The sequence below is a fragment of the Acinetobacter sp. FY731 genome (assembly GCF_059515905.1).
The window spans coordinates 1-24,732 of record NZ_JCAKNB010000017.1; the positions used below are offsets into that span (position 1 = coordinate 1).

Consider the following 24,732-nt stretch of genomic DNA (forward strand, 5'->3'; position numbering starts at 1 on the left):
TTAATTTGATACAGGCTTGGGTTGATTAATACATATTGCTTTGGTACAGAATATTTTTTCAGTAAGTAGCTGACTTTAAACATTATATTCACCTAAATTAACAAACCCAATGCGTGTTTGTGAGCGCGATTCAACATATTCAAATACAAAACCAACCATTTTATCTTGTTCGTTAGTTTCGTAACCATGAATTGAATTTAATTCACCGTGAACTATTGAGTTGTAATTTGAACCAAGACTTTCAATATTTGGTAAAATCCCGCGCAAAAAACCTTCAGAATCATAAGCTAAGTTTTTTAGTGTTAGAAAGATACTACTCGATGCTGGAAGTAATGCTCCAGAGCTCGAAATAAAAGCTTGCTTGGTTGGTATGTAAAACAATAATGGGGAATTATGGTTTTGATGACTACCTGAAAATGGACGCATAACAAAAGCTGCTCCACTCACACCGCCACTATTCCATCGTTGTTGTGTGCCATCCTCTGTGTAATTTGTACCTCTACCAGTTCTTGCTGTGCAGCCCAGTATGAACCCCTTATACACATCTTCAGTCGCATCTTCTAAAACACCAAAAGCATATGGTGTCCAGCACGTTTGCCTAAAATGGCTTTTTTGCACAAGCAGTGTAAATGATTTTGAATCCCCAATAATTATCCATGAAGATGTACTACTAGCACCACCTTGGCTTTCATACCAATAGTTATTGGACTGGTTTGCGGAGGCGCTGTAATACCACCTTAAATAACCCTTTGATTTACCGGTGTTAGAATTAGCCCCATCGGGGGCGTAAACACTCCAATTTTCTTGATACGAAAGACCTAATGGTTGATGACCATAACCTGAATTAAAATCATCTATTCCACTACACTCCTCCAACATTCCAACCATTGCGGCTTTTACCCATGAGTCCGAATAACCCTCAACAGAGCCATCATCCACTCGCAAATATGGTCGGCACGCTTCTGATAAATCAGATGACTGGTAAACTGCTTTATTTGTTCCACTAAAAGCTTTATTGAAACCCAGGGCATTTAGTTTGCATGTCGTGTTTGTAACAACACCGTTTAAAACAGGGTCGTCAATTTTCTTTTTAACTTTAAATCTTTGCCCATCAATAACTTCTCTAATAATGTACTCACCAGTGATTACACCTGTGAAATTAATTGTTTGATGAGCTTGATAGCCATTTGCTAGTAAAGTGGCTACTGTGTAAAAACCTTCATGTTCAAAAATCGATGCAACTGCTTCGGGTGTTGAACCATTACACAAAACATAATCCAATACAGGAATTAAACACCCAATCGAATTTGTGATTTGTGGAGCATTTTTATTACTGCTAGAGAAATATTTTTTAAGTGTCATGATTCATACCTGAAAAAATAAAGGCTACCGAAGCAGCCTAATTAATTACGCGATCAATATCGCCTCGTAACATGATCTGAAATTCATCAGACAATGTTGTTGGTTCGGATTGCTTCACTGTTCTAATTACCCAAATTGGATAAATGGCTGCAATAGTATTGAAACGCAATGTATTGCCATTCGCCCAGCCTGCACCCCACCCCTCTTTTTTAATTACAAAGTATGGGACACCTGTTACCGGGTTAATTGGTTGATAGTCCGCATTTACATTACCTGTTGTGGTTAATTCGCCTGTGTATTCACCAACACATCTGAATGTTGATCCACTTGTAAACACAATTGCCCAGCGCTCTTGTATTGCACCATTGTTGGTAACTTCAATTGGGTAAATTGAGTCGTTGTAATTAGCAGAAATACTTCCTGTTGTTTGTGAGTCAGACCAAGTTCCTTGAGACTGCTGTACAAACTTATTTGTATAACGCGCTTGCATATCACCAATAATCAATGCTGAACCAACAATCGAATCATGAATTGAGTAATTGTGTGTAATTGGCTTGGTTAAAGTAAGTTGCCCATTAATCTGAACATCACGAATTAATCCCATATCCTGATAGCGATATTCTGCAAAGATAGGAGCTTCAAGCGAGCCTAAGGTGAAATCACCGCGTAAAGTCACTTTACCGTGATCATAATCAACCTCATAAAGTGTGGTTGGCACTTTCATCCCCTCGCTATCAACCAATTCACACCAAGCAATACGCTGATCATTAAGATCGTAAGTTGTGCCTGCAATGTGCGTTGGTAACTCTTGAGATTTTGATGAGCTAATAATCATAAACTCACCAGATCGAAAAATTGGCACACGACCATCCAAAGGGAGTCGAGTAGCTGACAAACCAATCACATCCTCGCTCAGTGGAATATATGAATAAGCAACTGCTGAGAATCGAATTGATTCAGGCAAAACATAGATTGGTTCATGAATCCATGTACTACCCCCCTCGGTGTATTCCATTGCAGGGTCGTACCATGACTGGCTCATAATTTCAGGTCGGTTTGCTTGAGTGATTTGAATCTTTTTACGGAAAACAAATTGCCCATACCCTTGCTCAAAATTAAAAAAGCCACCACAAGAGTTGTTTTCAATTACACCGTATTCATCAGGAGTAATATTTAAAACACCACCCTCAACCTTAGTGGCTGAAATGGTGAGTGATTGTGCACGGATTGGTAAAATTGGCGCTCTAAATGCCACTTGGTTAGTTTTCACACCACCCACTTGAGTTGCAAGGCTTTCAAGTGTTATTGAGTTTGCGGTACCAACATTCCAACTTGTAATCACCACAGTTCCATCACCGTAATGAACTTGCCCAGCAATTGTGCCTGCCCCTGTAGTGATTGATGGGTCACGATACAATGAACCAACACGATCAATATATGTAGCACCACCAAAAACAAAGCGAACAGACTCAGAAAGAATTTGCTCCGCAAAACCCTCGGTTAAATCCGTTTTTAAGCTGTTTGCTACGATTGTGTCCGAGTAAGTGGATGCACTAGATGTATCACGATAAGAAATAGCAACCGAAATAGATGAAACAACATTTGCCAAACTTAGTGTGTGATTAACAGCTTTCTTTTCGAGCTTTTTAACGTCTTGATATACATTAATTGACCCACCCATTGATCCTGAAACGCGATAAATACTTTCTCTGGTTGCCACTTCAACCTGATCAATAAATTGAGCTGTTGTAGTTGGTGTAATAGTGATTGTTTTACTTACATAATCAATCGAGCCTTGTTGTTGCCCTACGCTATTAACCATTCGTCCTAACGAATCATTAATTCGTCTATCGTACAACTCAATCTCACCACTGTGTGAACCATCCGCAGAGCGAACAGGCACACGAACCTTTACGGAGTTTGGTGCAAGCGCTGTAGTGATAGAATCAAGACTAACTGTCACTGTGCCACCACTTGGGATACCTGTAACCACAGTTGATAATTTACCGCCTTTTTGAGCGTCAACATTAAATGTTGTACCGCCATTTGGAAGTAAATTTGGTGCTAATTTCGCAATACCCTCGGCATAATCTATTGTGCCTGTGGCATCACCAGTGAACACACCAAGACCATTATCAGTGGCAGTTTTAGTTACACCATTTAGCAGCCATGTAACAGTTAACGTACCTGCCACAATCGAATCATTTACAGGGATTTCTACATAAGGTTTTGCAACCGCAAGCCCTGATCGCTCTTGTGATGAGTTTTGATTACCCCAAGTGATTAAAATCACACTCCCTACATCTGGCAAAGCACCAACAGTTAAGCTCATTGTTCCATTTGAGTAGTTAATTGTACCTACGCCAAATGCGGAATCAGTACCTTTTAATTGCCCTGCGCCATTATCTTTTAAAGTGTAAACACGATCTTGAGCCATGTAAGACACCTGTAAAGAACCCGGTGTTGGTAGTGGAATAATATTTCTAATCCAATTGTATGAGTTGTTTTCAGAAGTCACTAAAATCATTTCTGATTCAACTGGTGATGTCGATTTCCCTGCTGGTGTGAATTTAATGGTGATGTTTTGTGTGCCTGTACCAGCATTTGCATTCCACTGAATTTGACCATTTTGGTAATCAATTGTGCCGATAACTAAGTTATTTGCATTTTTTAACTCACCACCAACATCAGTAATCGCAGAGCCAAATAAGGTGAATTCAACACTCTTTGGAAGTATTGAAGACCCAATATAAAGCGCTTGAATTGTACTGATCGCCACATTGCTAAAAGTTTTGGTAATTTGACCACTCGCAGATGGTACGAGTGCGATTGCGTCTCCTGCTGCATTAATATCAATCAATGGTGTTTCTGATTGTGCTGACGGCACAATTTGACTAAAAATATTGGTTGCATTAACAATATAAGAGCCAACCTCAACATCACTTTTTAAATCAACACTTGAATAATACTTACCAGTGTCAGCATTGATTGTATCTCGAATAATGGTTGTTGATTTTTGACCTAAATACCACTGCTGAGCACTAATACCAACATAATCAATACTCAGTGTATTATTAAGTGTATATGTTGCGATTTTGTATAGGATGAGCTTGTCGTCTATTACCATTGTTGCTTCACGAGTAGATACTTCAGTAATACGAACATATTGCATTACTTGATTGGCTTTTCCCTCATTGGAAATCAGTACAATTGTTTGCCCAATCGCATTTTCAGCATCAGTTGGGAACATTGCCACTTGCAAGGTCTTCATACCTTGATAGTGCATATCTAATGGTGTACCTGTTACTAAAGCCCCTTTACCTAAATAGTTTTCAATACGATCTTTTGCTGCATTGCGCTGGTCCGTATATGAACTTGTACTAAAAAGGAGTGAAGACACATTTGGATCTTGTGGATTCTTAGATACAAAAACCGTAGCACCCATTAACTTGTCTGTATCATTTGTTGTAACTGCAGCAAAAACTTTACGAATCGATACATCACCAGCCGTGCGGTCTAATTCCGTAATATCATCAAATAAATTGTTGCTCACACCATCCTGGACAACTTTGCCTGAGTATTTACCGCCACCGTCTGAATTATCTGTTTTGCGTTCAGATTCATAGAAAACTAGGTTGCTTGTTTCAATCGGCATTCTCTAACTCCATAAAACGCATAGTCACATTGAAATAATTATCCAATGATGTTGCAGGTGATTTTTTAATTGGGCTGCTTTCTAGGGCATTTCCCTCGTTATTGAAGATAACGTTGTAAATTCGTGTATCGGGTATCGCAAGTTCTAGTAAGAATTCTTCATTAAGTGCTTGCCACTCTCGAAGCTGCCTTAAATCTCGCAATTTAATCCAGCCTTTCGATGAGTTTGCTGGCTCTAGCGTGATAGGTCGCCCTGTTTTTTTAAAGCCAACCTGAACAGCTAAAGCGCCATTTGTTGCATAATCATTTGTTTGTTTAACAGGGCTCCAGTCTTCATCAGACCAAAAAAAACCATCATCTAATGTGACGGTTTCACCTGTTGCTTTACGAGTCAGTTTCATTATCTTCTCTTTTGATCTCGCTCAAGTTTACTAAGTAGCTGATCTACTAAATCCACATTCTGAGGCGTTCCTTCCAGTTCAGCCGTCTGATCACCAACTGCCAGTTCAAGGCGCTTGGTTTCTTTTGGTTGAATATTTTCAGTTGCTTGAGTAGAAAATGCTGTAGTGATTAACGGTGCTAATTCAGCTACAACAGGATTATTCACTTCACTTGCAACATTGGTTGATATTGGGTTTATGCGTTGAGCTGAATTTGCTAATGCATTTCGTCTCTCGACTTCTGCTTTCTGCTCGGCTTTGAATGCAGTCCAGTAGTCCTCTTCTTTTGGCTCATCATTCTTAGATGATACTTCATTACTTGATGAATCAACTTGTTGAATTGCTCTCTGAGTATCCATAGCTGCTTTTTGCATTTCACCAAATTTAGCAACAGTAGCCTTACCCGTTTCATCTACCTGAACTTCAAGGCCAAGGCTGTATGCTTTAGCTTCCATGGTTGCTATTTTTGCTTGATCACCTGTTGCAATAACAGCATTCAATGCTGTGGTGTAAGCTTGCTTAATACCATCAGCAGTTGCCTTGCCGCTATTATTGATAGCTTCAAAATTCGCCCGTGCTGAAATCGCAGTATTGTCCAATTGTTCTTTGGTTTTAATACCAAGGGCATTAAAAGCAGCCTGTGCAGGATTTAATGCTTCGGGCAACTGATTTGCTTTTTGCTCAATTTTACTCAAACCTAAAGCAACCTGATCACCTGTAATCAATCCCTGTTTTTCAAGTTCAATTAACTTATTTTTAGCATAATTAAGTTCGGCAGTTGTTTGCGCGGAATCAATGGCATTATTTAGATTTGCGCTCAATGCTAGACCTGTATCAATTCCCTGTTCTTTATACCTATCTAGATTATCAATCACAATTTGAACATCATTGCTCGCAGACTGAAAAGTGCTTGAAAATGCACCTTTGAGTTGCTGAGTTTCCAAGCCTGTTCGTTCCAATGCGGCCTTCATCACAGCTTCTGTGACTATGGCAGATTTAGCGGCTTCTTGTGCAGTTCCAGCAAAGGCAGCTTGTGCATTAGTTTGAAATACCAGCAAGTCTTTGCCGTTAAGGGCTTGCCCCAAAATTACTTGTAACTCATCAGTAGTTATTTTCCCCTGCTCTTTAAGCAGGTTTAAAGCTGTTACTGAATCATTAATTCCCTTAGTGGAATCAAACTGCATTGCGGCAGCAACTTTCTCAAGTGCACCTTTTGCTTCTTCGCCTTTTTTAATTAAGGCATCAAATTCAGTGACAAGTTTTTTAGACTCTGCTGTTAAACCATGAGTTTTAGCCGTTGCATCTTCCGAGGCTTTTGCGAATGATGCCTTAACTTCGGCAGCTGCTTTTACCTGAGCAGCTTCATTTGCGAGTTGACGTTCATATTTCTCCAGCGCCTCCCCATGTCCTGCTAATTTAGCAACACCTTCCCCGATTGCCTTACCGAGTGGATCAATCACTGTTGGAACTAGAATGCCGAGTGCTGTAACTGCAATACCAAGCGCACCCAATCGCCCTACAAGCGTCATAATTGAGCTACTTGTAGCAGCTGTGGCCGTAGTTGCCACTTGAGCATTGGTTGCAAGTTGCGTCTTGGCTACTGCCGCACCGCGTGTTGCGGTTGCATTTGCAAGTTGAGCCTGTGTATTTGCAACAACCGCAGTGGTTTCTTGTGTTAATGCGACTGATGCAGCGCGTACACCTGCTGCTTTATCAAGGAATACACTTGCTATATTTAGCGCCTTGTATGCAATAAATGCTTGCCCAGCAAGTGTCAATGTTCCCACCACTTGATCTAGGTTTTCAGCCAAATATTTGATTGCATTTGCCGCTTTTTCGCTTACTCCATGAGTTTTATCTAACTCACCTAAATACACCATCCAAGATGTTTTAAGGTTTTCTATTGAATTTCCAATAGTTGTTGGAAATTTATCAAACTCTTTTGTAATTGTATCGGATTGACTTAAAATTGCTTTGGTTACAACATCCGATGTTAGCTTGCCTTCACCAGCCATCTCCCTTAATTTACCAGTGGTGACACCAAGACCATCTGCCATTGCCTGTGCCAAGCGTGGTGATTGCTCCATAATTGAGTTGAACTCATCACCACGTAATACGCCTGAACCCAAGGCCTGATTTAGCTGAGTTAATGCAGCTTCGTTTGATGCTGCTGAACCACCACCTACAGCAACAGCCTTATTAATTGCTTCAGTTAATGCGAGAGCTTGCTCTTGTGGCCATTTCATTTCTTGCCCAATTTTTGTTAATCGAGCATATAAGCCGCCTGTAGCCTCTAAATTTGCATTAGTTTTAAGTGATACAGCAATCACATCATCCATGGCTTTTTCAATGTTGCCATGTTCGCCAACTGCGATTTGAATGCGTGCTGTTAGATTTTTATAGGCATCTGCTTGATTAGCAAGTTCTGAAACAGTTACACCAATACCAAGTGCAGCCATTGCACTTGTTAGTGCGGTATATCCGGTTTTTAGTCCTTGAATACCTTTGGTTGCTTCATTAGACGCAGCATCTGTTTTACTTAATTCAGCATTAGCTTGTACTAACTCAGAATCTAACTTTTTAACCTCTACCGCAGTTGCCGTGGATTCTTTCCCAAGCTGATCAATGCCTTGTGTAGCACTGTTAGTTGCTAAGCGAGTTTGATTGGCTTCTTGTTTAATAGCCTCAAAAACTTTAGATACAACTTGTTCAGATTGTTTTGCGGAAGCAACTAAACCTTTATTGTCGCCTTCCATCACTAGTTTAAAGGTTAGATTCTTTCCGCTCATCTTTCTTGCTCGCAATAAAAAACCCACCTTTTGGTGGGTTATGTTTTAAGTTATTAATGCCTTATGGTGCTTTATATTTTCCGTCTTTTGAGTTTTTACACTGCTCTTGTACTAAATCCAAAACCAATTCACCGTTATCTGTTATTGGGTGTTGTTTAATAGATTGATAATACTCAACACCACTAACCATGCATTGCTCTTCATACTCATGAGTCCATGTGTAGGATTTTGTTGTGTTTGGATTGATTAGCGAACTCGCTAATGCATAAACAACCAATACGCCAACACAACCAATGCAACCAATGACAAATAGAATTAGCAAATCACTAACACTTGATGGTTTGCTTGTTACGCAAGCATGAGATGGCGTAACTAGATCGCTTCCACAGTTCTCACAAACACCAAGGCCTGATCTTCGCCAAATCTCATAAATGATTGCAGGAATAAGAAAAAAGAATGCTAAAACCAAAGTAATCCAAATATTACCTTTTGCCTTAGACCACCCTGTATGACCGCAATTTTTGCAACTCACGCAATTATTTGCCATAACAATTAACGCCCACTCTCAATCTTAGCAACCTTGCCGTTTTCAATGGTAATCGTATATGTCTTACTTCCACTTTGGTAGCTTACTTCACGCACAGATACCACTTTACCATTCACGGTTTTAACATAATCGTATGTTGTTGCAGGCTGTCCTAATTTAGAAGCTACTTCGGCATATGTATCACCTGTACGAACACGCTCACCATTAATACTTGCATTTGAAATATTTGCATTAGCAAAAACAGATGTTGAAACTAGTAAAACCCCAAGAATAAGCTTTTTCATTTTAATTAACCCTTTATATGATTAATTGATCTTATTCGATGTTTATCAACTGATCAATGCAGCTATTTCTTTAGATCACTAATAAGCTTATCAAAACCTCTCTTATTTGCATGTTGAGCTGCTCTGAATATACCCGCCATACTGCTTAGATTTCTTCGCTCTGCCTTCTGAGCTGCTTTTAGGTAATTTATGAAGGCACCATACGTCATATTCATAATTTCAGTATTTGTATGACCGTTTGAAATCAACAACTGGAAAGAATCAAACCATGTGGTTTTAATTCGTGGATCAACATCATCTCTAGCCTTTTGCTCTTTTTCTTCAAAATAAGCGGAATTTACCACGGTAATTAACTCAACGAGTGTTGCTAAATCTAAGCTATGTTCATCTTTAATTTTGATAAATTCCTCTACAGAAACATCAAAAGCAAAAGCAATCAATTTCGCTACATCAGAAGTATTCTCTTCAATGTATTTCTTTAAAATTTCACTTGAATAATCTTTATGTTTTTTTAAGTCTTTTAATGGTTTTGTAAGTGAAGCCCACTCATCAAAATTATGCATTTTAAATTGGTGAATACTTTTTTCATCAATTGAAATACTTCGACCTGAAGCCAAGAAAAAATCATTCATAATAAAATCTCTAAAAAATAGGCACAAAAAAAAGATGCATATGCATCCTGTGAAGTTCCTTGTGCCTATTCGGTTTAAGCTGCCTGTGGAATTTGTGTGAAGTAACCGTAAAGACCTAAAGCACCATCTTTATCTTTAGTTAAATCACCAAGTGCATCACCACTAATTTCATAAGAACCAAATTCTTCATGGATTAAACCAAATGTAGAGTCTGGAGACTTAATCGTACGATGCAACGCCAAGAACACTTTATCTTTGCTGATCTTATCAATACCTTCAAAGAATAAAGCGTATTCTTGACCAAAATCAGAAGCGATTGTTGTATGTGTTACAGCACCTGTTGCATAACCAACAACCACTTTAGGCAAGTCATCAAGGAATTCAATAGTGCCGTAAGTCGCATCTAATTTGTATTTAGATGAATCAATAGTAACTGGAGTAGTTTCACCATCTGTAACTGTTGGGGTTTTTAAATTAAAGCCTTCAAGCTTAATTTTTTGCCCTTTCGTTACAGCACCCAAGTCGTGATCAGCGACTGTTTTTGTTGCTACTTCTACATTTTTACCTGACAAAATATACGCTAAATTATCTTTGTCAATTTGCTCAAGCGTTCCACTAAATGCAACGGCTGTCGTGTTGTATAGTACTAAATCAGTCGTATCATCACCCGACATTGATTCCGTGTGTTCGATTTTATCCGCTGTGATTTCTAGCGTAAAATCAGGTACGTTACCAAGCTCTCGCATTGCACCAACAACACCATTCACAATAGGTGCAAGTGAGAATTTGCCACGTAATGAAATATACTTTTTAGCCATTCTTAATTACCTCTTTGGTGGCTGTTTTGGGTTTTGCTGTCATCTTGATTTCTTCAATCTTTTTTTCAGCAAGAAATTTTGTGATTTGATCTTTTGATAGATCACCAATAACGTCACCCTTTTTCCAAGGACCTATTGGTTCGAGTGCTTTGTATTGTTTTTTCATAAGGTTCCTTAATCGGGTTCGGTTTGAATGAATAGCTCAGACTCTAGAACCACTGTTGAATAAACACAGCTTTTCGATATGTCTTCTTCTGTATTTACGTAAATCAACGGTTCAGCACTCGACTCAGGTTCCCATCCACTCAGTTTTTTAATAATCTTAATTGTTAGATCACCAGCCATATCGAATGCTTTAGAACCATCAGTCACCTGTGATGCTGCATGCTTACAACAAGCCGTCACCTCCCAGACCACTTTCAGTTTTAGTGCATCGCCTTTGCTTACCACTCCTGCACTTTTAGTACGGCGAAAATTTACTTGGATGTTGGGGGTAATTTGGGATAGCTCAGTTGTCACACCTAAATTTTTAGGCGTGTATATCTTCTTTACACCCCACTCCTTCGCAAATTGTTCAAGACGTTCCACGATTTCATCACGGACGGCATAAAGATTTGAATCACTCATTAAATTCGTCCTCAGTGATTTCAAGTAGCTCTTGTTCATCACTTTCAGTTAAGCCCAACCAAGCACGTGCGGGGATTTTTACAGTGTAAGCACCAACACTTACATCTTGTGCAAAATTAGAACGTGTCGCACGTACAAAGCGATTACCGACCACACCAGTCTTTTGATTCTGTCGGAAGTAAACCGTACTTTGACGAGCTTCATGTTTGATTTCACCACCAAAATGATGGATTGCGCCATATTCGACATCCGTACCAACTTCAAAACCATTACTGGTTGTGTTACTTGTGACAGAGTTCATTAAGCGTGATGTATCGCGAAGTGTTGTACCGCCTTGACGCATGACGCGAACTGATAACGGCCATTGACCATTTAAGCCTTCACCACGTGACCAGCGATCAGGGATGTTCTCCACCAAAGTGGCACCCATGCGCTGATAGAGCCTTTGCTGACGCTTCTCAACATCAGCATAAAGACTCAAGGCTTTAGCAATTGCAGATTCACCATCGGCACGAATTTCAATCATTGCACCCGACACGTATCACCTCACATACTTGGCATTTTATTCAAAGTAGAATCACCAAAAACACCGCCTGTATAAGTGGTACCAATGGGCACAGTGGAAGGTTTGTTTTGTGGTTGCTCATTGACGATCTCTTTACTTTCTTGGTCAATGATTTGCAAATCAGCTTTCTTATCCTGCACACGCTTCAAAAAGGCGATAGCATCATCATAAAGCTTAGTTACATGCTCAGTTGGTTGTTCAAAGTAAAGGCGATAGCGCGCAATATCACACGCTATACGGTTTAAATTCGATGGTACATTCGGTAAAGGTAAGGAGTAACGACCACCAATGTAGCCGTTGATTTCCTCAGTAGCATCTTGCAATGCCACATTCACCGCATCTATGGGTTTAGGTGTTTCACCGTCATCCATATATTCAATGTGCATCGTTTTAAGTTCATCAAGTTGTCGCTTCCCAAAACGCTTTTCTAGATCAGCTTCGGTTGCGTACATGAGTCACCTATTTGGTTTCGGCTGTAGCTTTCTTGGCTTCAGCGGTCGCCTTTTTCAGATTAGCCTCAGATGTGGCTAGTGATTTCTCCAAGGCTCCAACTTTACCTTTCAGCTCAGCCACTTCTTTATCAGCCTGCTCTTTGCCAGCCATAAGGATTACTTCATTTGCCTTAAGCTCAGCCACTTCTGCAGCAAGGCTGGCTAATTCAGCAACCGTGTTATCAGACTCTTGTTCCTGAGGCTCTTTAGCTTCCTTAATAGCACCAGATGCTAAAAGGGCTTGAAGATGTTTTTCCTCAAGCCCTTTAACTTCTTGCCCTGGTCGGTAGTGACCAAGGGACTGTTTTGCGATGTACTTTGGCATATTTTATTCCTTATACAAACCCACGACCACCAACAAGACCATTCTTGTTGTTTGGAATTGCGAGTGGTGAAGATTCAGCAAGCAATTGAATACTTGAAGGGTTTTTTTCCTGCCATTGACTTAAATAGAATTCAAGCGCTTGACCAAAAGCTTCTACATTTTGAATAGCACAATGCGCGATCCAACCATTAGCATCAGAGATTAAGCCGAAGAAGTCTTCAGGAATAAAACGCTCTGGTGAGCCACCACCAATACTGTGCTGAACGTCGTAAGTCCAAATTTCGATATTATCTACAGTTCCCCGGAACTGAGGTTTATCAGCCTGATCAAAGGTTGGAGTGAGCGGAACACTAACACCCGCATATGGTGCAATAAATTTTTCTTTGAATTCAGGATCTTTAATAAGTGTGTTGTACACTTTAGATGTAGTTAAGGCCATCGTAGGAGAGGTACCCGAGTGCTCAATAGATAAATCAATCATTGCTTGAATATCTTTAACAGGTGTTGCACTAGTTTGCCCCCATTTAACCAATGGGGCGAAATTGCACGCAGGATTACGCTCATAATCCACCTCATACATAGGAAAGTCTGCTGAGGCGAATGTAGTCTTACCATAAAGCAACACATCCCGAGCAATCAACAACTTTCGGTTTTCAATTGACTGGCGAAGATATAATGCTTTTTGTGCCTGATCTATTAAAAGCAGGTCGGCATCACTTAAACGTTTTGAACCTGTAGCAATAACACCAAATTTACGTAACTGACTAATCAACGCAGTGTTTTGCACCTCACTAGGCAAAACTGTCATCATGGGCTTTAAATATGCTGGCTTAACGAATTTCACGTTACCAGACTCACCTACTTTAATTTGACGACCAGCAGCTGTTGGTGTGACAAATGGTGCTAATGGAGTAGCTGTGTTTAACTCACCCACCGGTACTTCTTTTTTAGTGTAAGAGACACGTTGCGGGAAAAAGCGATCCATTAACCATGTGTCCACCTTTTGAGTGGTATCAGTTAGCAATACCAACTGCGGAACATCCAGCAGTTCTACTGGTGCATTTTGAAATATAAATTCCTGACTCATGTATTAATTCCCCACTACTTTGCGAAGTTCGATTTTATTGACCAATGCTTGTGCACGAACTGCATCATATTGGCCAGTTGTTAGTGCTGTACCTTTTACTGTCACCACAGCAATATCAAATGGACCTTGCACGTAGATCGGCATTTCTAGTCCATTTGTTGCATGATAGGTAGCTTGTTCCGCTGTGAAATCAGCAACTGCAATGGCATTCCATGCTCCAATCACACTTTCAGTTACGATTGGATGATCCGCAACATTATTTGCGCCTACATTCAGCAAGTCACCACGTTTATATACGGTCGCTGTTTTAACTTTGGCATTTTCCGTACGAACGCCATCACCAACCACTAATTGGTTAGTAGTAATAGTCGGAGTGATTGTCCCCATTATTTTTGCTCCTGAGAAGCTGCGAATTTGTTAAATGCTTGATCTAGCGCAGAACCTTGAGAACCACCACCAAATTGTTGTTCTTGATTACCACCAGCTTGATGTTGAGTCATAAAGCTTGGTAAACCCTGCTTTTGCTGTTCTTGAGGCTTGGAAGCAAATTGACGTAATTGCTTAGCAGAGAATGCAAAAGCAACATCATCAAGGTTCTTCATTTCGGTAATATCTTCAGCACTAAACTCTTTGCCTAGATCTTTACCTAGCGCAGTGATTTCCGCTTCACGTTTTGCAGCAGCGAATTTCTTTGCATCTTCTTCAAGCTGTGAATTTTTAGCTTTTAAAGCTTCAATTTCAGCTTGAGCTTTTTCTAATTCGGTCACGTTTGTGTCCTCATGTTTGGGTTGTGATTTGCCTGAAAAGGCTTCGATTGTGGTTTGAGTATCTGCACCCACACCACAAATTGTGATTTCATGTACTCGTACATTTCGGAACACATGCAGTGGACCAGTAAACTGCTGACCATTTACTTCAATTGTTTTACCTGGTGCAATTTCTTCAATAGATTCAGGATCAGCCCACCAAGACATTTGAAATGGATATTCCTCATCGATGTCTTGCACAATTTCTTTAGCTTTTGCATTACTAAGAAAATGACCTTTAGCTTTAAAGCTATTAGTTACTTCATACGAAGTAGCCACACCAACACGCTTACCGCCAAAGTGTTCTTCAACGAGTCCAGTCTTTGGTTTGAGCTGCAAGCCATTTAAATCAATCACTACACCTGAGCGACCCCAGTAGTAATGGTTGTCAATGCGACCACCGCTATACACTTCAGCGTCAAATGTTCGACGCTTCTTTTCACTATCTTCTGTTGTTGTGATCGGAACATTCACAGCCGTGAACTGACAGCGTAAATGCTCCTGATTTTGTTCAGGCATTTTTCATGCTCCAATAAAAAAGCACCCGAAGGTGCTTAAGTTGAATTTTCTCAAATTAATTTACTAGTGCTTTTAGCGTGTAAACCATCTTGCCTTCCAATGCTTCAATCGAAACCACTTCAAATGACAAACCAATAGGTATTAATACACCATCATTTAAACCTAACTTTGACAAATCAATACCCAACCCATCTGCATTTAAGATATGGATTGTGATGTCACCACCTGAATTCACCATTAGAAATGGCGAATTAGATGTAATTGTTTGCCCGACTTGGTATGTAGCAATCTGCTGAACTGTTGTAGAACCAACAATGATTGGTGCTGTATTTTTAGCAACACTCTCAATCACAGCTAAATCGTTTTTAAGCCATCGTTTAAGGACATCATCTGCTAACGAAGTGCCTGCGCTATTTAGATAATTTGTAATTGCACCATCATTACCTTGAACATAGTTCAACAAGGTTTTAATCGCACTTGGACGTATATTTGGATCCAGTGGGATCACAGTGTCTGCAATCGTATTAAATAGATCGCGACTCTTATCATCCATTGGCGCAAATAAGCTTGTTAGCTTTTTGGATGCCGTCCACTCTGCTTGAATTACATTTTTTTGCTCGATTAAAAATTCAGAATCTAAACCTGATTCAAGAATCTTTTTATCAACCAAATTAGATAAATCACCAAAGTTTACTGGATGTGAGCTCCAACCTAATTCTTCAGCAATTTGAGGTAATTTATCATCAGATGTAATGCCTAAACGCATCGCCTCTTTTTCGGTTAATGCGATCACTGTACAACGACAACGAAACCCTAATGGTGGGTAATGCGTCAACCAAAATGGATCGTCAATGTGTCTAATGATCTTGTTTAATGCTAAATGGCTTGGTCTTGTTCGACTATCCTCAATAGAGGAATACATCAAATAAGGTCGTTTATCCTTATTTTTCTGTTGTTGTTGCCAGCGACCATGACCGTATGCATTTTGAATATTAGTGCGAAAAACATTATCTAAATAATGCTTAGGTAGAATGATTTCGGATTCAGCAATTAACTTTTGAAAATCTTTAAAAGTACCACCATTCGCAAGCGTTTTATTTACACCATTAATAACTGTTTGAATCTGCTCTAAACTCGACAAAAAACTCACCGTTGTTGCCATTTGGCGAGTTTTCAAGTCAAGCGTATAGAAATCATCAGGCAGTAATATTTTTCGCTGTTTAGCGTAATTTAGTGCCTCAAGAAAGGTGACTGGTTGCATTTATTCACCCTTTTGTGCTGTCACATACCCCAACACATCACCTGCATATAACGCCTGATCTAAGTTCGCTTTAAATTGTGATTCACTCACACCAGGTATTAATTGCATAAGATTAAAAGCTAAACTTTCAGGACTATCAGATTTAGCCACCAATTCCTTGATCTGATCTTGATTTAATAATTCTAAATCTTGAGCATCTGTCAATTCTTCAACTTCTTGCTGTGAAGCGCTAAGTTGTTTAGATGAAGCTTTGAATGAAAAGGCTGTTTTGGGTAATGCTGTGAATTGGTTTGGTTCATTTTTTGGCTTAATGCCAGCAATATCACCATCTTCAAAACCATAAGCTTTGCTTATATATTCAGGTGTGAACTCAACACCTAAATCACGCGACAATACCGAATCACGGTCTGCCTGCTCTTTATTTAGTGTCTTTTGCTCTTCACCAATAATGATTTTATGGCGTTCCCATCCATTGATATCACAAAGCGCATTTACAACAGCCTGAACCGTAGGTGTGACTAAGCGAATATCAGATTTAAGTTTATCTTTTCTGACATTTTCGTGAACCTCACCTAGTGCACGACTCCCTGTGCCATCAGTTCCCGATGTTAATGTTTGCCCTAATATTAGCTTTTGGATTTGACGCTTAATAGTTGTATCAAATATTTCAAATGATGCGCCAGCGTTACCTGAACCATTCGCCAAGACTTGCACATCATCTTCAACATCAATCGCAAGCACTGATTGTGAGTGAGCATTTAATAAAGCGGTACTCATATCTTGTGTTTCTGTGTTTTTGCATTTACCTAATAAAATAGGTGTGCCAAAACGCTCTAAAAACTTAGCCCAAAACTTAAATCCATTCTGCTTAAAGAAGTGCAACCAATACAAAGATGACAGTAATGCTTTTCCATATGGCTGCTCATATGTAGCCTTACGTCGAGTGAGAAAGAACTTCACATGTTGATCAACAACCTTTTCAACCCCCGCACCATCTGAACGCAGAATTAAGCGCCCATCGTTTTTAGGCTCAAACCACTGCATTGGCTTTTCACCAATCCATTGCAAACCAATATATGTATCGTTTTGTTGATATACAGCTTCTTGCACTGAGTAGCCTTGAAACAAAGCATTGTGTGCAGCCGTAGCGATTTCATAAAACCATTCATCAAGCTCAAGTTTTAATAATTCAGCTTGTAGTGTGTCACTTGGTTCAATTCGGTAGGGCGTTGCTAGCAATGCATCTTGTCGCGTTTCTGCCGCTTGACCAATCTCATCATCTTCTAACAATACTTTAAGTCGATGACGTGCAACTCCAGCTTTACGCAAAACTTCATCATTATCAGGAAATTTTGACAGATAAGAGAACACACTGGATACAGCTTCTTGCGTATATAAACTACCATTAGACAAAGCCTTAGACGCTTTGCCTTTTTTAGACTTTGCCATGAAATTACCTTAATACGTTCGTGATCCTGCACCTGCAGGTTTTTTAGGTGTTCTCGCCTCGTTTAGCTCATTAAATGCATCGCTGCCCGCATCCACTTGGTCATCATGTTTACCATTTGGGAAGTTTCGCAGCTCCTCAATAAATGGCTTATTCCATTCACCACGTAACATTTTGACATTACCTACATTAACTTGAGCTGCAAACGGTTGAGCGCGTGTAATCTTGTCGCCCGATACTGTTTCGGCTTTAACAATAAAACCTGCTAATTTGGTAATAAAATTCTTTGCTTGCGACTTACCAGCTTGACCAGGATCTTGTGGTAATCGAATTGATACCGACTTTCCGTCAAGATCTGCGGTTTGTTTAATTCGCTTTTCAACACCATCAGGACCTAATTGACCGCGCTGCACATCCATAATGTATGTATAACCATCACCACCCTTAGCTTCTCGAACACCAACAGTCCAATCCCCCTCGTTTTCAGAGGATGCTAAATCCCAAGCGCGAACCTGTTTAACAATATCTGCAGGTAATGCATCCACAATTTCAATATTGTCGGGTTTAAAAAAACCACCTGCTGGTGGTGATGGTCGCTGACGATATTGCCCTGAGAACACATAGGGCGCTGCCAACTCCATTCGGTTTAAATCTTCAATAGTGTGTTTTGCAGGCCACAATGCTGTGCCATCGGGTTGGATTGCAGAGAGTTCTAATTGTTCCCATTCCTCACCATTGCCACCATTAAGCAGCCATCCCGCAAGATCTTCTTCATGTAGACGCTGCATAATGACAATGATCGGTGTATCTGGTGAGTTAGTGCGAGATTCAAGTGTGTTTTGAAACCATTCAATCACGCTTTTACGAATCGTGTCTGAACGTGCTTCACTTGCTTTATGTGGATCATCGATGATGATTGCACCACCAAAACTATCACGCAACTTTCCTGCACCAAAACCTGTAATCGTACCGCCCGTACCTTGTGAATAGCAGACACCACCATCAACTGTGCGCCAATCATCTTTAGCTTTGCTATCTTCACGCAGTTTCACATTGGGAAACACACGTTTATATGAATCCTCAAGCACTAAATTACGTGTTTGTGAGGCATTATTCGCCGCTAACGTTGCTGAATAACTAACATGAATAAATTCAGAATCAGGTGCTTTACCAAAACACCATGCCATGAAATTAATTACAGCCAATTCAGTTTTAGAGTAGCGTGGTGGTACGTTAATGATTAAACGCTTGGTTTCACCCCGATAGACTTTCATTAAGGCATCACAAATCGTGCGATGGTGCCAGTTGTGCATCCATTTATACTTGCGACGCTCTTTAAACATATAACGTGAAAAGAAGTACAAATCTTGTTGTGCTTCAATCTGAATTGCAAGCTCACGTGCTGGATCAATAATCATTTAAAACCCGCTCCCTTGCTGCAAGGTAGCTTTCAGTCGGCACGTTTTGATTAATAGTTTCTATTGGTTTACCGTCTTTACCTGTGATTTCTTGCTTCGTCACACGACCATCAGTTTCTTGAAATGCTTGTTTTAAGATATTTTGACGCATCACTTTATTACGCCCCCAATCGTCATACATTTTTTGCAATTCACGTAATCGGAATGCTTTATTGGCTATTGGGATATCTTCAACATTTTCTCGAAATGCCTTGCGTGTTTGCTCAAATAAATCTTTTAATTTTTTACTAAGATTACGCCCCACGTATTTGGTTGGATCGTAGCTAGCAACCTGTTGACGACTTATTTCTATTTTAAATTCTTGTTTTACGGTGTCTGCTACTTGTTGAGGGGTTTCAAAGCAAGCAAGAGACTGAACTATAAAGATTTTCATAGGCTCTTTTAGTGCTGCCATAACCACCTCTTTGTAAAACTACGTAAAACAAAATAGGCAAAAAAAATTAAGCCAACTTCAATAAACACGTACCACATGCATGAGCAATATTTGCTTTTGATATTGTTGGACCATCATTTGCAAGCTCTACCATTTTTTGGACTGATTCAGATGCACCATAACGTTGTACAACACCGTGGAATTCTTCTACATCGTGACCACGTAAAAAATGCTTAGGCTCACCAGTCATTTGACTGACAAGAATATTTCCATCTTCATCACGTTTAACACCAATGTGATACAACTCATGCTCAATCAAGGCACAAAAATCAGTATCACTCGCTTGGGATGCAAACTGAGCATCAATAGTGATGATGTATGTAGGTATATGACCAAACCAATTTCTTAGCTGCAACTCTTGTCTAGCTTTCTTCCAACCACCCATGTTAATCATGACGCGCTCGGTTTGCCCTAAAACTACCTGTTCAGCCTTAACAAATGCAGATGAAGCCCATAAAACATCGAAAAAATCACGCTCAAACATTTGTATATGATCGTGGTCTGGGTTATACAAATCACCTTCTTCATATACGAATGTTTCTAATATCCACTTTCTTAAATCATGCGCTGGCTCAAAATCAATTGGGTCATACTCAGGATCTAAACCTAAAAGGCTTTCAGGTGGATATGGTCGCTTCATTGCAATAACGCCCTTAAATTTCTTACACGATTCTTAAATTCTGTAATTTTGGAATCAACAACTATCATTTCATCTCTGGTCATTAATCCACGAGATAGGTTTTGGTATTTCTCGATTTCATCTGACAGGGTTTTAATATTCTTCTTCGCTTCTACTTTATCAACCATACAAACATCCCAATAATAAGAACAATAACTAGATACCAAGCTTTATTGAATCGGTTTGTCTCATTTGATAATTCTTTGTAGTAATCTTCCTGAGAAAAATCCCATGCTTGCGTGATTTCTTCTTTGTATGGTGTTGTTGCAATTTTACCTTGATTTCTTGTATGAGCTTGAGCATTCAAACACTTAGCTTTCTTCTGCTTTCTATTCATATCCACCACCAATAAACGTAAAAAAACCACCCGAGGGTGGTCTTAAAATTCAATTACCATAATGTTCAATAGACAATTCACTTAATAATAAGAACACTTCATCCTCTGTGAACCCGACACAGTCCCTACAACAGATCGGGTGGAGAAAAGAATGAGCGATACAACTAGAATCACCAATCCAATTGAAATCAAAGATAATTCTAAAGAACGAGTTGCATTTGATCTTATGGAGAAAATTATCTACGCTGAAGGTAGAGCAAAACAAGCAGATTACCTACAACCCAACCCACGTGAATACTATTTAAAACTATATAATCAGTGCCATCAAATTATTACTATTTCAGGAATTGAAGTTAAAGATGTTCTTTAATCTTTCTTTTTAAAGAGTTCTTCTTCAATTTTTTTAATATTAAATACGATTTCATTAGGATCTTTAATGCCAGCATTGATTAGGCTTACAACCAATTCAAGCTTTTCATTATGATTCAACATATTAAAACTCCAAACAGTAAAGTTCACCCAGTGTGGGCTTTATAAAAAAGAAAAAGCCCCTCAACATCTAGAATGCAAGGGGCTTTGAGAGTGATTCTAATAATAACAATTAGCTAAAATTTAGTATTTCTATATTTTTTAATTCAAATTGCTTTTTTTGAGGATTATATTTTTCATGAACAATTATATCAGCCTTGATCTTTCTCTTACCATAAGAGTGTAGCTGAGCTGGATCTATATTTTCACCAAGTATAAAATTTACTCTTTTATCATGGATATCAGGAACCAATCCCGCCCACCCTCTTGTCTTGTTATCTTGGTCTGAGGCATATACCCACGCATCAACATTTGAATAGTTTTTTTCACGCTCATCTTGAACAGGTGGTTTATAGTTGTCAGGAACATTATCAACAAAATTACCATCAAATTTAACCTGCTCTAACAGCACATCCTTACTATCAACAGTGATTTCAGCACCTTTTTCCAGCTTTGCCGGCTGGACAAAGTCAACAGCATTTTTTGCAATCTGTTTTTGAGGCAAAGCATCAATTACTTCTTTGACTTCATCACCTGTCAAAATCATAGTACCATTCGAATTCATAATACCATTATTCACAACTACTACAGATGGCTTGGCTGGCTCCGATGAGCCCCCTAAAGCATTCATAACAGCTATTGTTGCGCCCACTGAAAGAATAGCGGTAGCGCCTGCAACAACGAGACTTTTCACTACACTATTATCCTTAGCTATTTCTTTTAAACACTGTTTCGCATCACTCCCAAGTTTTTCTACTTTGGAGTAATTTGCTTCACCTAATGTTTGCTTAAGAAGGAATTTTAAATCTAAGCTTCCGCTCTCTAAGTGCTCAATAAAAATTTCAGAATTAGTAACTTTTATCCCTGGATATACCTTCTCAATAAACTGAGGCGTTTTGAGTAAAGTACTTTCGATTGCTTTCAAGCTATTAATCACAAAATCAATTGGAATGTAATTTTTATTTGAATAGTAAACGTGATATTCAGTTTCAATGATAATTTCTTCAGCAACCACTTCTTACCCCCAAAATGTAAAATTTTAGGTTTTTATATCATAAATCAAATCATTATTCTTGCTTTAATAATGAACAAAAAAAATATTTCAACAATGAAAAGAAAAAGCCCCACCAATAACTAAGTATTCGATGGGGCTTCATGTGCCGTAATCCGTTCGGCTAGGGTTACCGAAATAACCAAGGTAATTAAATAATGAAAACATAGTTATATATTTGGTTATTTAAAATTTCGTACCAATCTCTACAATATCGACCACTACAACAATTATTTTAAATATCATCTAATTTTTTAATTTCAATCAAAACCACATACATAAAATAAGTTGTTATTTATCAAAATTTTAAAACCATATTAATTCTATTGGTATTTTTATTATCTATACTTATTATTTTACCAAATGTTATAAAAAATCAAAAAAAACAAGTACAATTCCTTCATACAATAAATAATAGCAATTCAGCGCATTATAAAAATAAATTGAGGTTTGTATCTTTGGGAGAGGATACAAACCTTCTTTTTTTACATACGAAAAACCCACCAAGAGTTAACTTGATGGGTCTCGAAAAATACAAACAAAATTCAGCGCATTGAATTCTAGATGAAATATACGCTTTTTTAATAACTAATCAATCATTAAATTTTTAAATTTACATATTAAAAAGGTATAGCTGTCAGCTATACCCCTTATTCAATTTAAACCATCTGCCCAAATTTATACACTAAAAAGGTTAAGATCACCGCTGAAACCACTATAAGCATTATGTCTATTATATCATCGGAGGTCATATTTTTATCCTCGTTATTTTTTGTTATTTTTTATAATAATATGTTTTGAAAATAATGCAATATGTAAAAATTCCACTTGGAACGGACGCTTTCGGACAATACGTATAACAATATATATTCTATTTTTTTCTTATTACCTTTAATTACCAAAAAAGTATTTTATTCAAAAAAATACCCACGAATTGGAGTACGTGGGTAATAAACTAGAGAATCTATACTAATATAGTCGGATTTAATACTTAGTTTGTATCAAATACGTAAGTTTGGCGACAATCAATCTAAACCACTAAGAATAAAAGGAAGTCGCCAAAACTATGTTGCTCAAAACAATTAACCAAGCCCAATAGCATCTTTCACATCATCACCACTTGGTTGGTTTATTTTAGACAATAAAAAAAGCCCACCTTTCGATGGGCCTCACACCTAATCATTTGCGCTGACTTAGTTGCTTTTATTGCAAACACAATATAACAGACAAAGGTTTAGCTTTTATTAGCAAAATATATCAATAAAATTAACTTTTCGATAAGCAAAAAAAAACCGCATCTCTTGGGGAAGAAATGCAGGTTATAAACTTGGAATTAAAAATTAAATTCCTGTGGAGTAACACCCACTATTTTACTAGGTTTATTTATTAAGTAACTAGTAATATCTACCAAAAAATAAGTTTTACAACATTGATACTTTATTAATCTATGAACTATAGGATTAAATAACTGGCATTAAAAAAACCCACCTTTCGATGAGCTTCTTAATTCGGTCTATCACTTACGCAGTTCGACCACTGTATAAAAACTATACCTTACATACCGCAATTTTGTCAATTAAGAGTTTCTTAAACTTTTACGATAAATTTCAACGTAATAATCTATTTCATCTTTCATATCATCAAGCATTTGCTCAACCATGTATTCCAAGAAAATATAATTCTTTCGATAGGTTTCAGATTTAACCTCTGTAACACCAACAAACTTCAATCGCTTTTCAACACAAGGTTCTTTTGCCCCACGTAAATGAAAGAACAGTACCATTTTTGAAACTTTTAAACTTAACGATTCAATATTAAATGTAACGCGTTTAACCTTATCTTTAAGCGCATCACATAGGATTTTAGCAAAGTGTTTATGTAGTACATCGTATGCAACAGTATTATCCCGATAATCACCCCAAACTAACAATTCACAATATGCTTTACATGCAGGACATTCGATTGAAGCAATAGCACCACAACGATCTTCCCATGATGGACCTTTTTCACCAGTACCCTTTGGATCTGCATTGTATTCAATTGCTTTAAGTCCAATTTGGCACAACCATTCCAAATTGGTCATTTTCTCTGTTTTTTCAGCAACTGCATTCATCCCTTTACCCTCTCACCAATTCTTCAATTTGTTTAATCGCAAAACCACTTGTTACTTGTTCAGTGCTAAATCTAAATACCTGATAACCCATTGCTGTTGCTGCGTTGTATTTATCCATATCCCCCAAGTAGCCTTTACCTCTTGTGTGACGACCACCTGACCAAATACCCCCTTCAACCTCAATTAACAGCTTTGTATCTTCAATATAAAAATCAGCTCTCCATTTCCTTGTCGGGTGAAACCTAAATTCGCTCTTAAATGCGATTTTCAGCGCTTTTAATTGCATCCCTAGTATTTCCTCGCCCTTACTCTGTTTCTTCACGCCACGCTTCGGACATTTTGATTTAAGCTTATTTCCATATTGTTTCTTGTATTCAGCGAGTGAGATACTGGTCATTCAACCCCCATATCCGCTTCGTTCTCTTGAAATTGTTCTTGTAAGAGTTCTTCTTCTAAGTC

Annotated in this window: 28 protein-coding genes; 1 reads left to right on the forward strand and 27 read right to left on the reverse strand. The window is 38.5% G+C overall.

Annotated features, from left to right (window positions below; genetic code table 11):
• Nucleotides 1-75 precede the first annotated feature (75 nt).
• The 23 genes from AC5YC8_RS13215 to AC5YC8_RS13325 all read right to left on the reverse strand — a co-directional run bounded on the left by AC5YC8_RS13215 (nucleotide 76) and on the right by AC5YC8_RS13325 (nucleotide 20,581).
• Complete coding sequence (locus AC5YC8_RS13215; protein WP_496164801.1) at nucleotides 76-1,362, reverse strand: hypothetical protein; 1,287 nt, start codon at nucleotides 1,360-1,362, stop codon at nucleotides 76-78.
• A 37-nt stretch (nucleotides 1,363-1,399) separates the two neighbouring features.
• Nucleotides 1,400-5,017: a hypothetical protein gene (locus tag AC5YC8_RS13220; protein ID WP_496164802.1), complete on the reverse strand. Its 3,618-nt coding sequence runs from the start codon at nucleotides 5,015-5,017 to the stop codon at nucleotides 1,400-1,402.
• Nucleotides 5,007-5,417, reverse strand: coding sequence for a hypothetical protein (locus AC5YC8_RS13225; protein ID WP_496164850.1), 411 nt, complete (start codon nucleotides 5,415-5,417; stop codon nucleotides 5,007-5,009). The genes AC5YC8_RS13220 and AC5YC8_RS13225 overlap by 11 nt, the downstream gene beginning before the upstream one ends.
• The gene (locus AC5YC8_RS13230; protein WP_496164851.1) at nucleotides 5,417-8,245 is read right to left on the reverse strand and encodes a tape measure protein; all 2,829 of its coding nucleotides are present in this window, start codon (nucleotides 8,243-8,245) and stop codon (nucleotides 5,417-5,419) included. The genes AC5YC8_RS13225 and AC5YC8_RS13230 overlap by 1 nt, the downstream gene beginning before the upstream one ends.
• Before the next feature lie 61 nt (nucleotides 8,246-8,306).
• The gene (locus AC5YC8_RS13235) at nucleotides 8,307-8,792 is read right to left on the reverse strand and encodes a Pmp3 family protein (protein ID WP_496164852.1); all 486 of its coding nucleotides are present in this window, start codon (nucleotides 8,790-8,792) and stop codon (nucleotides 8,307-8,309) included.
• Nucleotides 8,793-8,797: 5 nt separating this feature from the next.
• A complete protein-coding gene (locus tag AC5YC8_RS13240; RefSeq protein WP_496164807.1) occupies nucleotides 8,798-9,076 on the reverse strand; it encodes a DUF2845 domain-containing protein in 279 nt (92 codons plus the stop codon).
• A 62-nt stretch (nucleotides 9,077-9,138) separates the two neighbouring features.
• Complete coding sequence (locus AC5YC8_RS13245; protein WP_496164808.1) at nucleotides 9,139-9,708, reverse strand: hypothetical protein; 570 nt, start codon at nucleotides 9,706-9,708, stop codon at nucleotides 9,139-9,141.
• A 74-nt stretch (nucleotides 9,709-9,782) separates the two neighbouring features.
• Nucleotides 9,783-10,526 carry a phage tail tube protein gene (locus AC5YC8_RS13250; RefSeq protein WP_496164809.1) on the reverse strand — a complete coding sequence of 248 codons (744 nt, stop codon included), beginning with the start codon at nucleotides 10,524-10,526 and terminating at the stop codon, nucleotides 9,783-9,785.
• Nucleotides 10,519-10,692, reverse strand: a complete 174-nt coding sequence (locus AC5YC8_RS13255) for a hypothetical protein (protein WP_496164810.1) — start codon at nucleotides 10,690-10,692, stop codon at nucleotides 10,519-10,521. The genes AC5YC8_RS13250 and AC5YC8_RS13255 overlap by 8 nt, the downstream gene beginning before the upstream one ends.
• An 8-nt stretch (nucleotides 10,693-10,700) precedes the next feature.
• Complete coding sequence (locus AC5YC8_RS13260; protein WP_496164811.1) at nucleotides 10,701-11,153, reverse strand: phage tail terminator protein; 453 nt, start codon at nucleotides 11,151-11,153, stop codon at nucleotides 10,701-10,703.
• Entirely contained in the window at nucleotides 11,146-11,691 is a 546-nt protein-coding gene (locus tag AC5YC8_RS13265; protein ID WP_496164812.1) for a phage virion morphogenesis family protein, read from the reverse strand. Before AC5YC8_RS13265 ends, AC5YC8_RS13260 begins: the two co-directional genes overlap by 8 nt.
• Before the next feature lie 8 nt (nucleotides 11,692-11,699).
• Nucleotides 11,700-12,170 (reverse strand): gp436 family protein, encoded by a 471-nt coding sequence (locus tag AC5YC8_RS13270; protein ID WP_496164813.1) that lies wholly within the window; start codon nucleotides 12,168-12,170, stop codon nucleotides 11,700-11,702.
• A 7-nt stretch (nucleotides 12,171-12,177) separates the two neighbouring features.
• Nucleotides 12,178-12,534, reverse strand: coding sequence for a hypothetical protein (locus AC5YC8_RS13275; protein ID WP_496164814.1), 357 nt, complete (start codon nucleotides 12,532-12,534; stop codon nucleotides 12,178-12,180).
• 10 nt (nucleotides 12,535-12,544) lie between these two features.
• Nucleotides 12,545-13,621 carry a major capsid protein gene (locus tag AC5YC8_RS13280; RefSeq protein WP_496164815.1) on the reverse strand — a complete coding sequence of 359 codons (1,077 nt, stop codon included), beginning with the start codon at nucleotides 13,619-13,621 and terminating at the stop codon, nucleotides 12,545-12,547.
• A 3-nt stretch (nucleotides 13,622-13,624) separates the two neighbouring features.
• On the reverse strand, nucleotides 13,625-14,008 hold the full coding sequence (locus AC5YC8_RS13285; protein ID WP_496164816.1) for a hypothetical protein: 384 nt from the start codon (nucleotides 14,006-14,008) through the stop codon (nucleotides 13,625-13,627).
• Entirely contained in the window at nucleotides 14,008-14,946 is a 939-nt protein-coding gene (locus AC5YC8_RS13290; protein ID WP_496164817.1) for a hypothetical protein, read from the reverse strand. The genes AC5YC8_RS13285 and AC5YC8_RS13290 overlap by 1 nt, the downstream gene beginning before the upstream one ends.
• Before the next feature lie 55 nt (nucleotides 14,947-15,001).
• A complete protein-coding gene (locus AC5YC8_RS13295) occupies nucleotides 15,002-16,207 on the reverse strand; it encodes a phage head morphogenesis protein (protein WP_496164818.1) in 1,206 nt (401 codons plus the stop codon).
• On the reverse strand, nucleotides 16,208-17,656 hold the full coding sequence (locus AC5YC8_RS13300) for a phage portal protein family protein (RefSeq protein WP_496164819.1): 1,449 nt from the start codon (nucleotides 17,654-17,656) through the stop codon (nucleotides 16,208-16,210). It lies immediately after the preceding gene.
• A 9-nt stretch (nucleotides 17,657-17,665) separates the two neighbouring features.
• The gene (gene terL, locus AC5YC8_RS13305; RefSeq protein WP_496164820.1) at nucleotides 17,666-19,072 is read right to left on the reverse strand and encodes a phage terminase large subunit; all 1,407 of its coding nucleotides are present in this window, start codon (nucleotides 19,070-19,072) and stop codon (nucleotides 17,666-17,668) included.
• Nucleotides 19,062-19,526: a DUF2280 domain-containing protein gene (locus AC5YC8_RS13310; RefSeq protein ID WP_496164821.1), complete on the reverse strand. Its 465-nt coding sequence runs from the start codon at nucleotides 19,524-19,526 to the stop codon at nucleotides 19,062-19,064. Before AC5YC8_RS13310 ends, terL begins: the two co-directional genes overlap by 11 nt.
• A gap of 46 nt (nucleotides 19,527-19,572) precedes the next feature.
• Nucleotides 19,573-20,205, reverse strand: a complete 633-nt coding sequence (locus AC5YC8_RS13315) for a putative metallopeptidase (protein WP_496164822.1) — start codon at nucleotides 20,203-20,205, stop codon at nucleotides 19,573-19,575.
• Nucleotides 20,202-20,372 carry a hypothetical protein gene (locus tag AC5YC8_RS13320; RefSeq protein WP_496164823.1) on the reverse strand — a complete coding sequence of 57 codons (171 nt, stop codon included), beginning with the start codon at nucleotides 20,370-20,372 and terminating at the stop codon, nucleotides 20,202-20,204. Before AC5YC8_RS13320 ends, AC5YC8_RS13315 begins: the two co-directional genes overlap by 4 nt.
• On the reverse strand, nucleotides 20,357-20,581 hold the full coding sequence (locus tag AC5YC8_RS13325) for a hypothetical protein (protein ID WP_496164824.1): 225 nt from the start codon (nucleotides 20,579-20,581) through the stop codon (nucleotides 20,357-20,359). Before AC5YC8_RS13325 ends, AC5YC8_RS13320 begins: the two co-directional genes overlap by 16 nt.
• A 151-nt stretch (nucleotides 20,582-20,732) precedes the next feature.
• Here AC5YC8_RS13325 and AC5YC8_RS13330 point away from each other — a divergent pair, with 151 nt between their 5' ends.
• The gene (locus AC5YC8_RS13330) at nucleotides 20,733-20,951 is read left to right on the forward strand and encodes a hypothetical protein (RefSeq protein WP_496164825.1); all 219 of its coding nucleotides are present in this window, start codon (nucleotides 20,733-20,735) and stop codon (nucleotides 20,949-20,951) included.
• On the opposite strand, the gene AC5YC8_RS13335 is transcribed toward AC5YC8_RS13330, so the two are convergent.
• From AC5YC8_RS13335 to AC5YC8_RS13350, 4 genes are all read right to left on the reverse strand, one after another.
• A complete protein-coding gene (locus AC5YC8_RS13335; protein ID WP_496164826.1) occupies nucleotides 20,948-21,073 on the reverse strand; it encodes a hypothetical protein in 126 nt (41 codons plus the stop codon). The two genes, AC5YC8_RS13330 and AC5YC8_RS13335, sit on opposite strands and share 4 nt — an antisense overlap.
• 109 nt (nucleotides 21,074-21,182) lie before the next feature.
• Nucleotides 21,183-22,124 carry a hypothetical protein gene (locus AC5YC8_RS13340; protein WP_496164827.1) on the reverse strand — a complete coding sequence of 314 codons (942 nt, stop codon included), beginning with the start codon at nucleotides 22,122-22,124 and terminating at the stop codon, nucleotides 21,183-21,185.
• A gap of 1,612 nt (nucleotides 22,125-23,736) precedes the next feature.
• A complete protein-coding gene (locus AC5YC8_RS13345) occupies nucleotides 23,737-24,273 on the reverse strand; it encodes a hypothetical protein (RefSeq protein WP_496164828.1) in 537 nt (178 codons plus the stop codon).
• A 4-nt stretch (nucleotides 24,274-24,277) separates the two neighbouring features.
• Nucleotides 24,278-24,670, reverse strand: a complete 393-nt coding sequence (locus AC5YC8_RS13350; RefSeq protein WP_496164829.1) for a DUF559 domain-containing protein — start codon at nucleotides 24,668-24,670, stop codon at nucleotides 24,278-24,280.
• Between the last annotated feature and the right edge of the window lie 62 nt (nucleotides 24,671-24,732).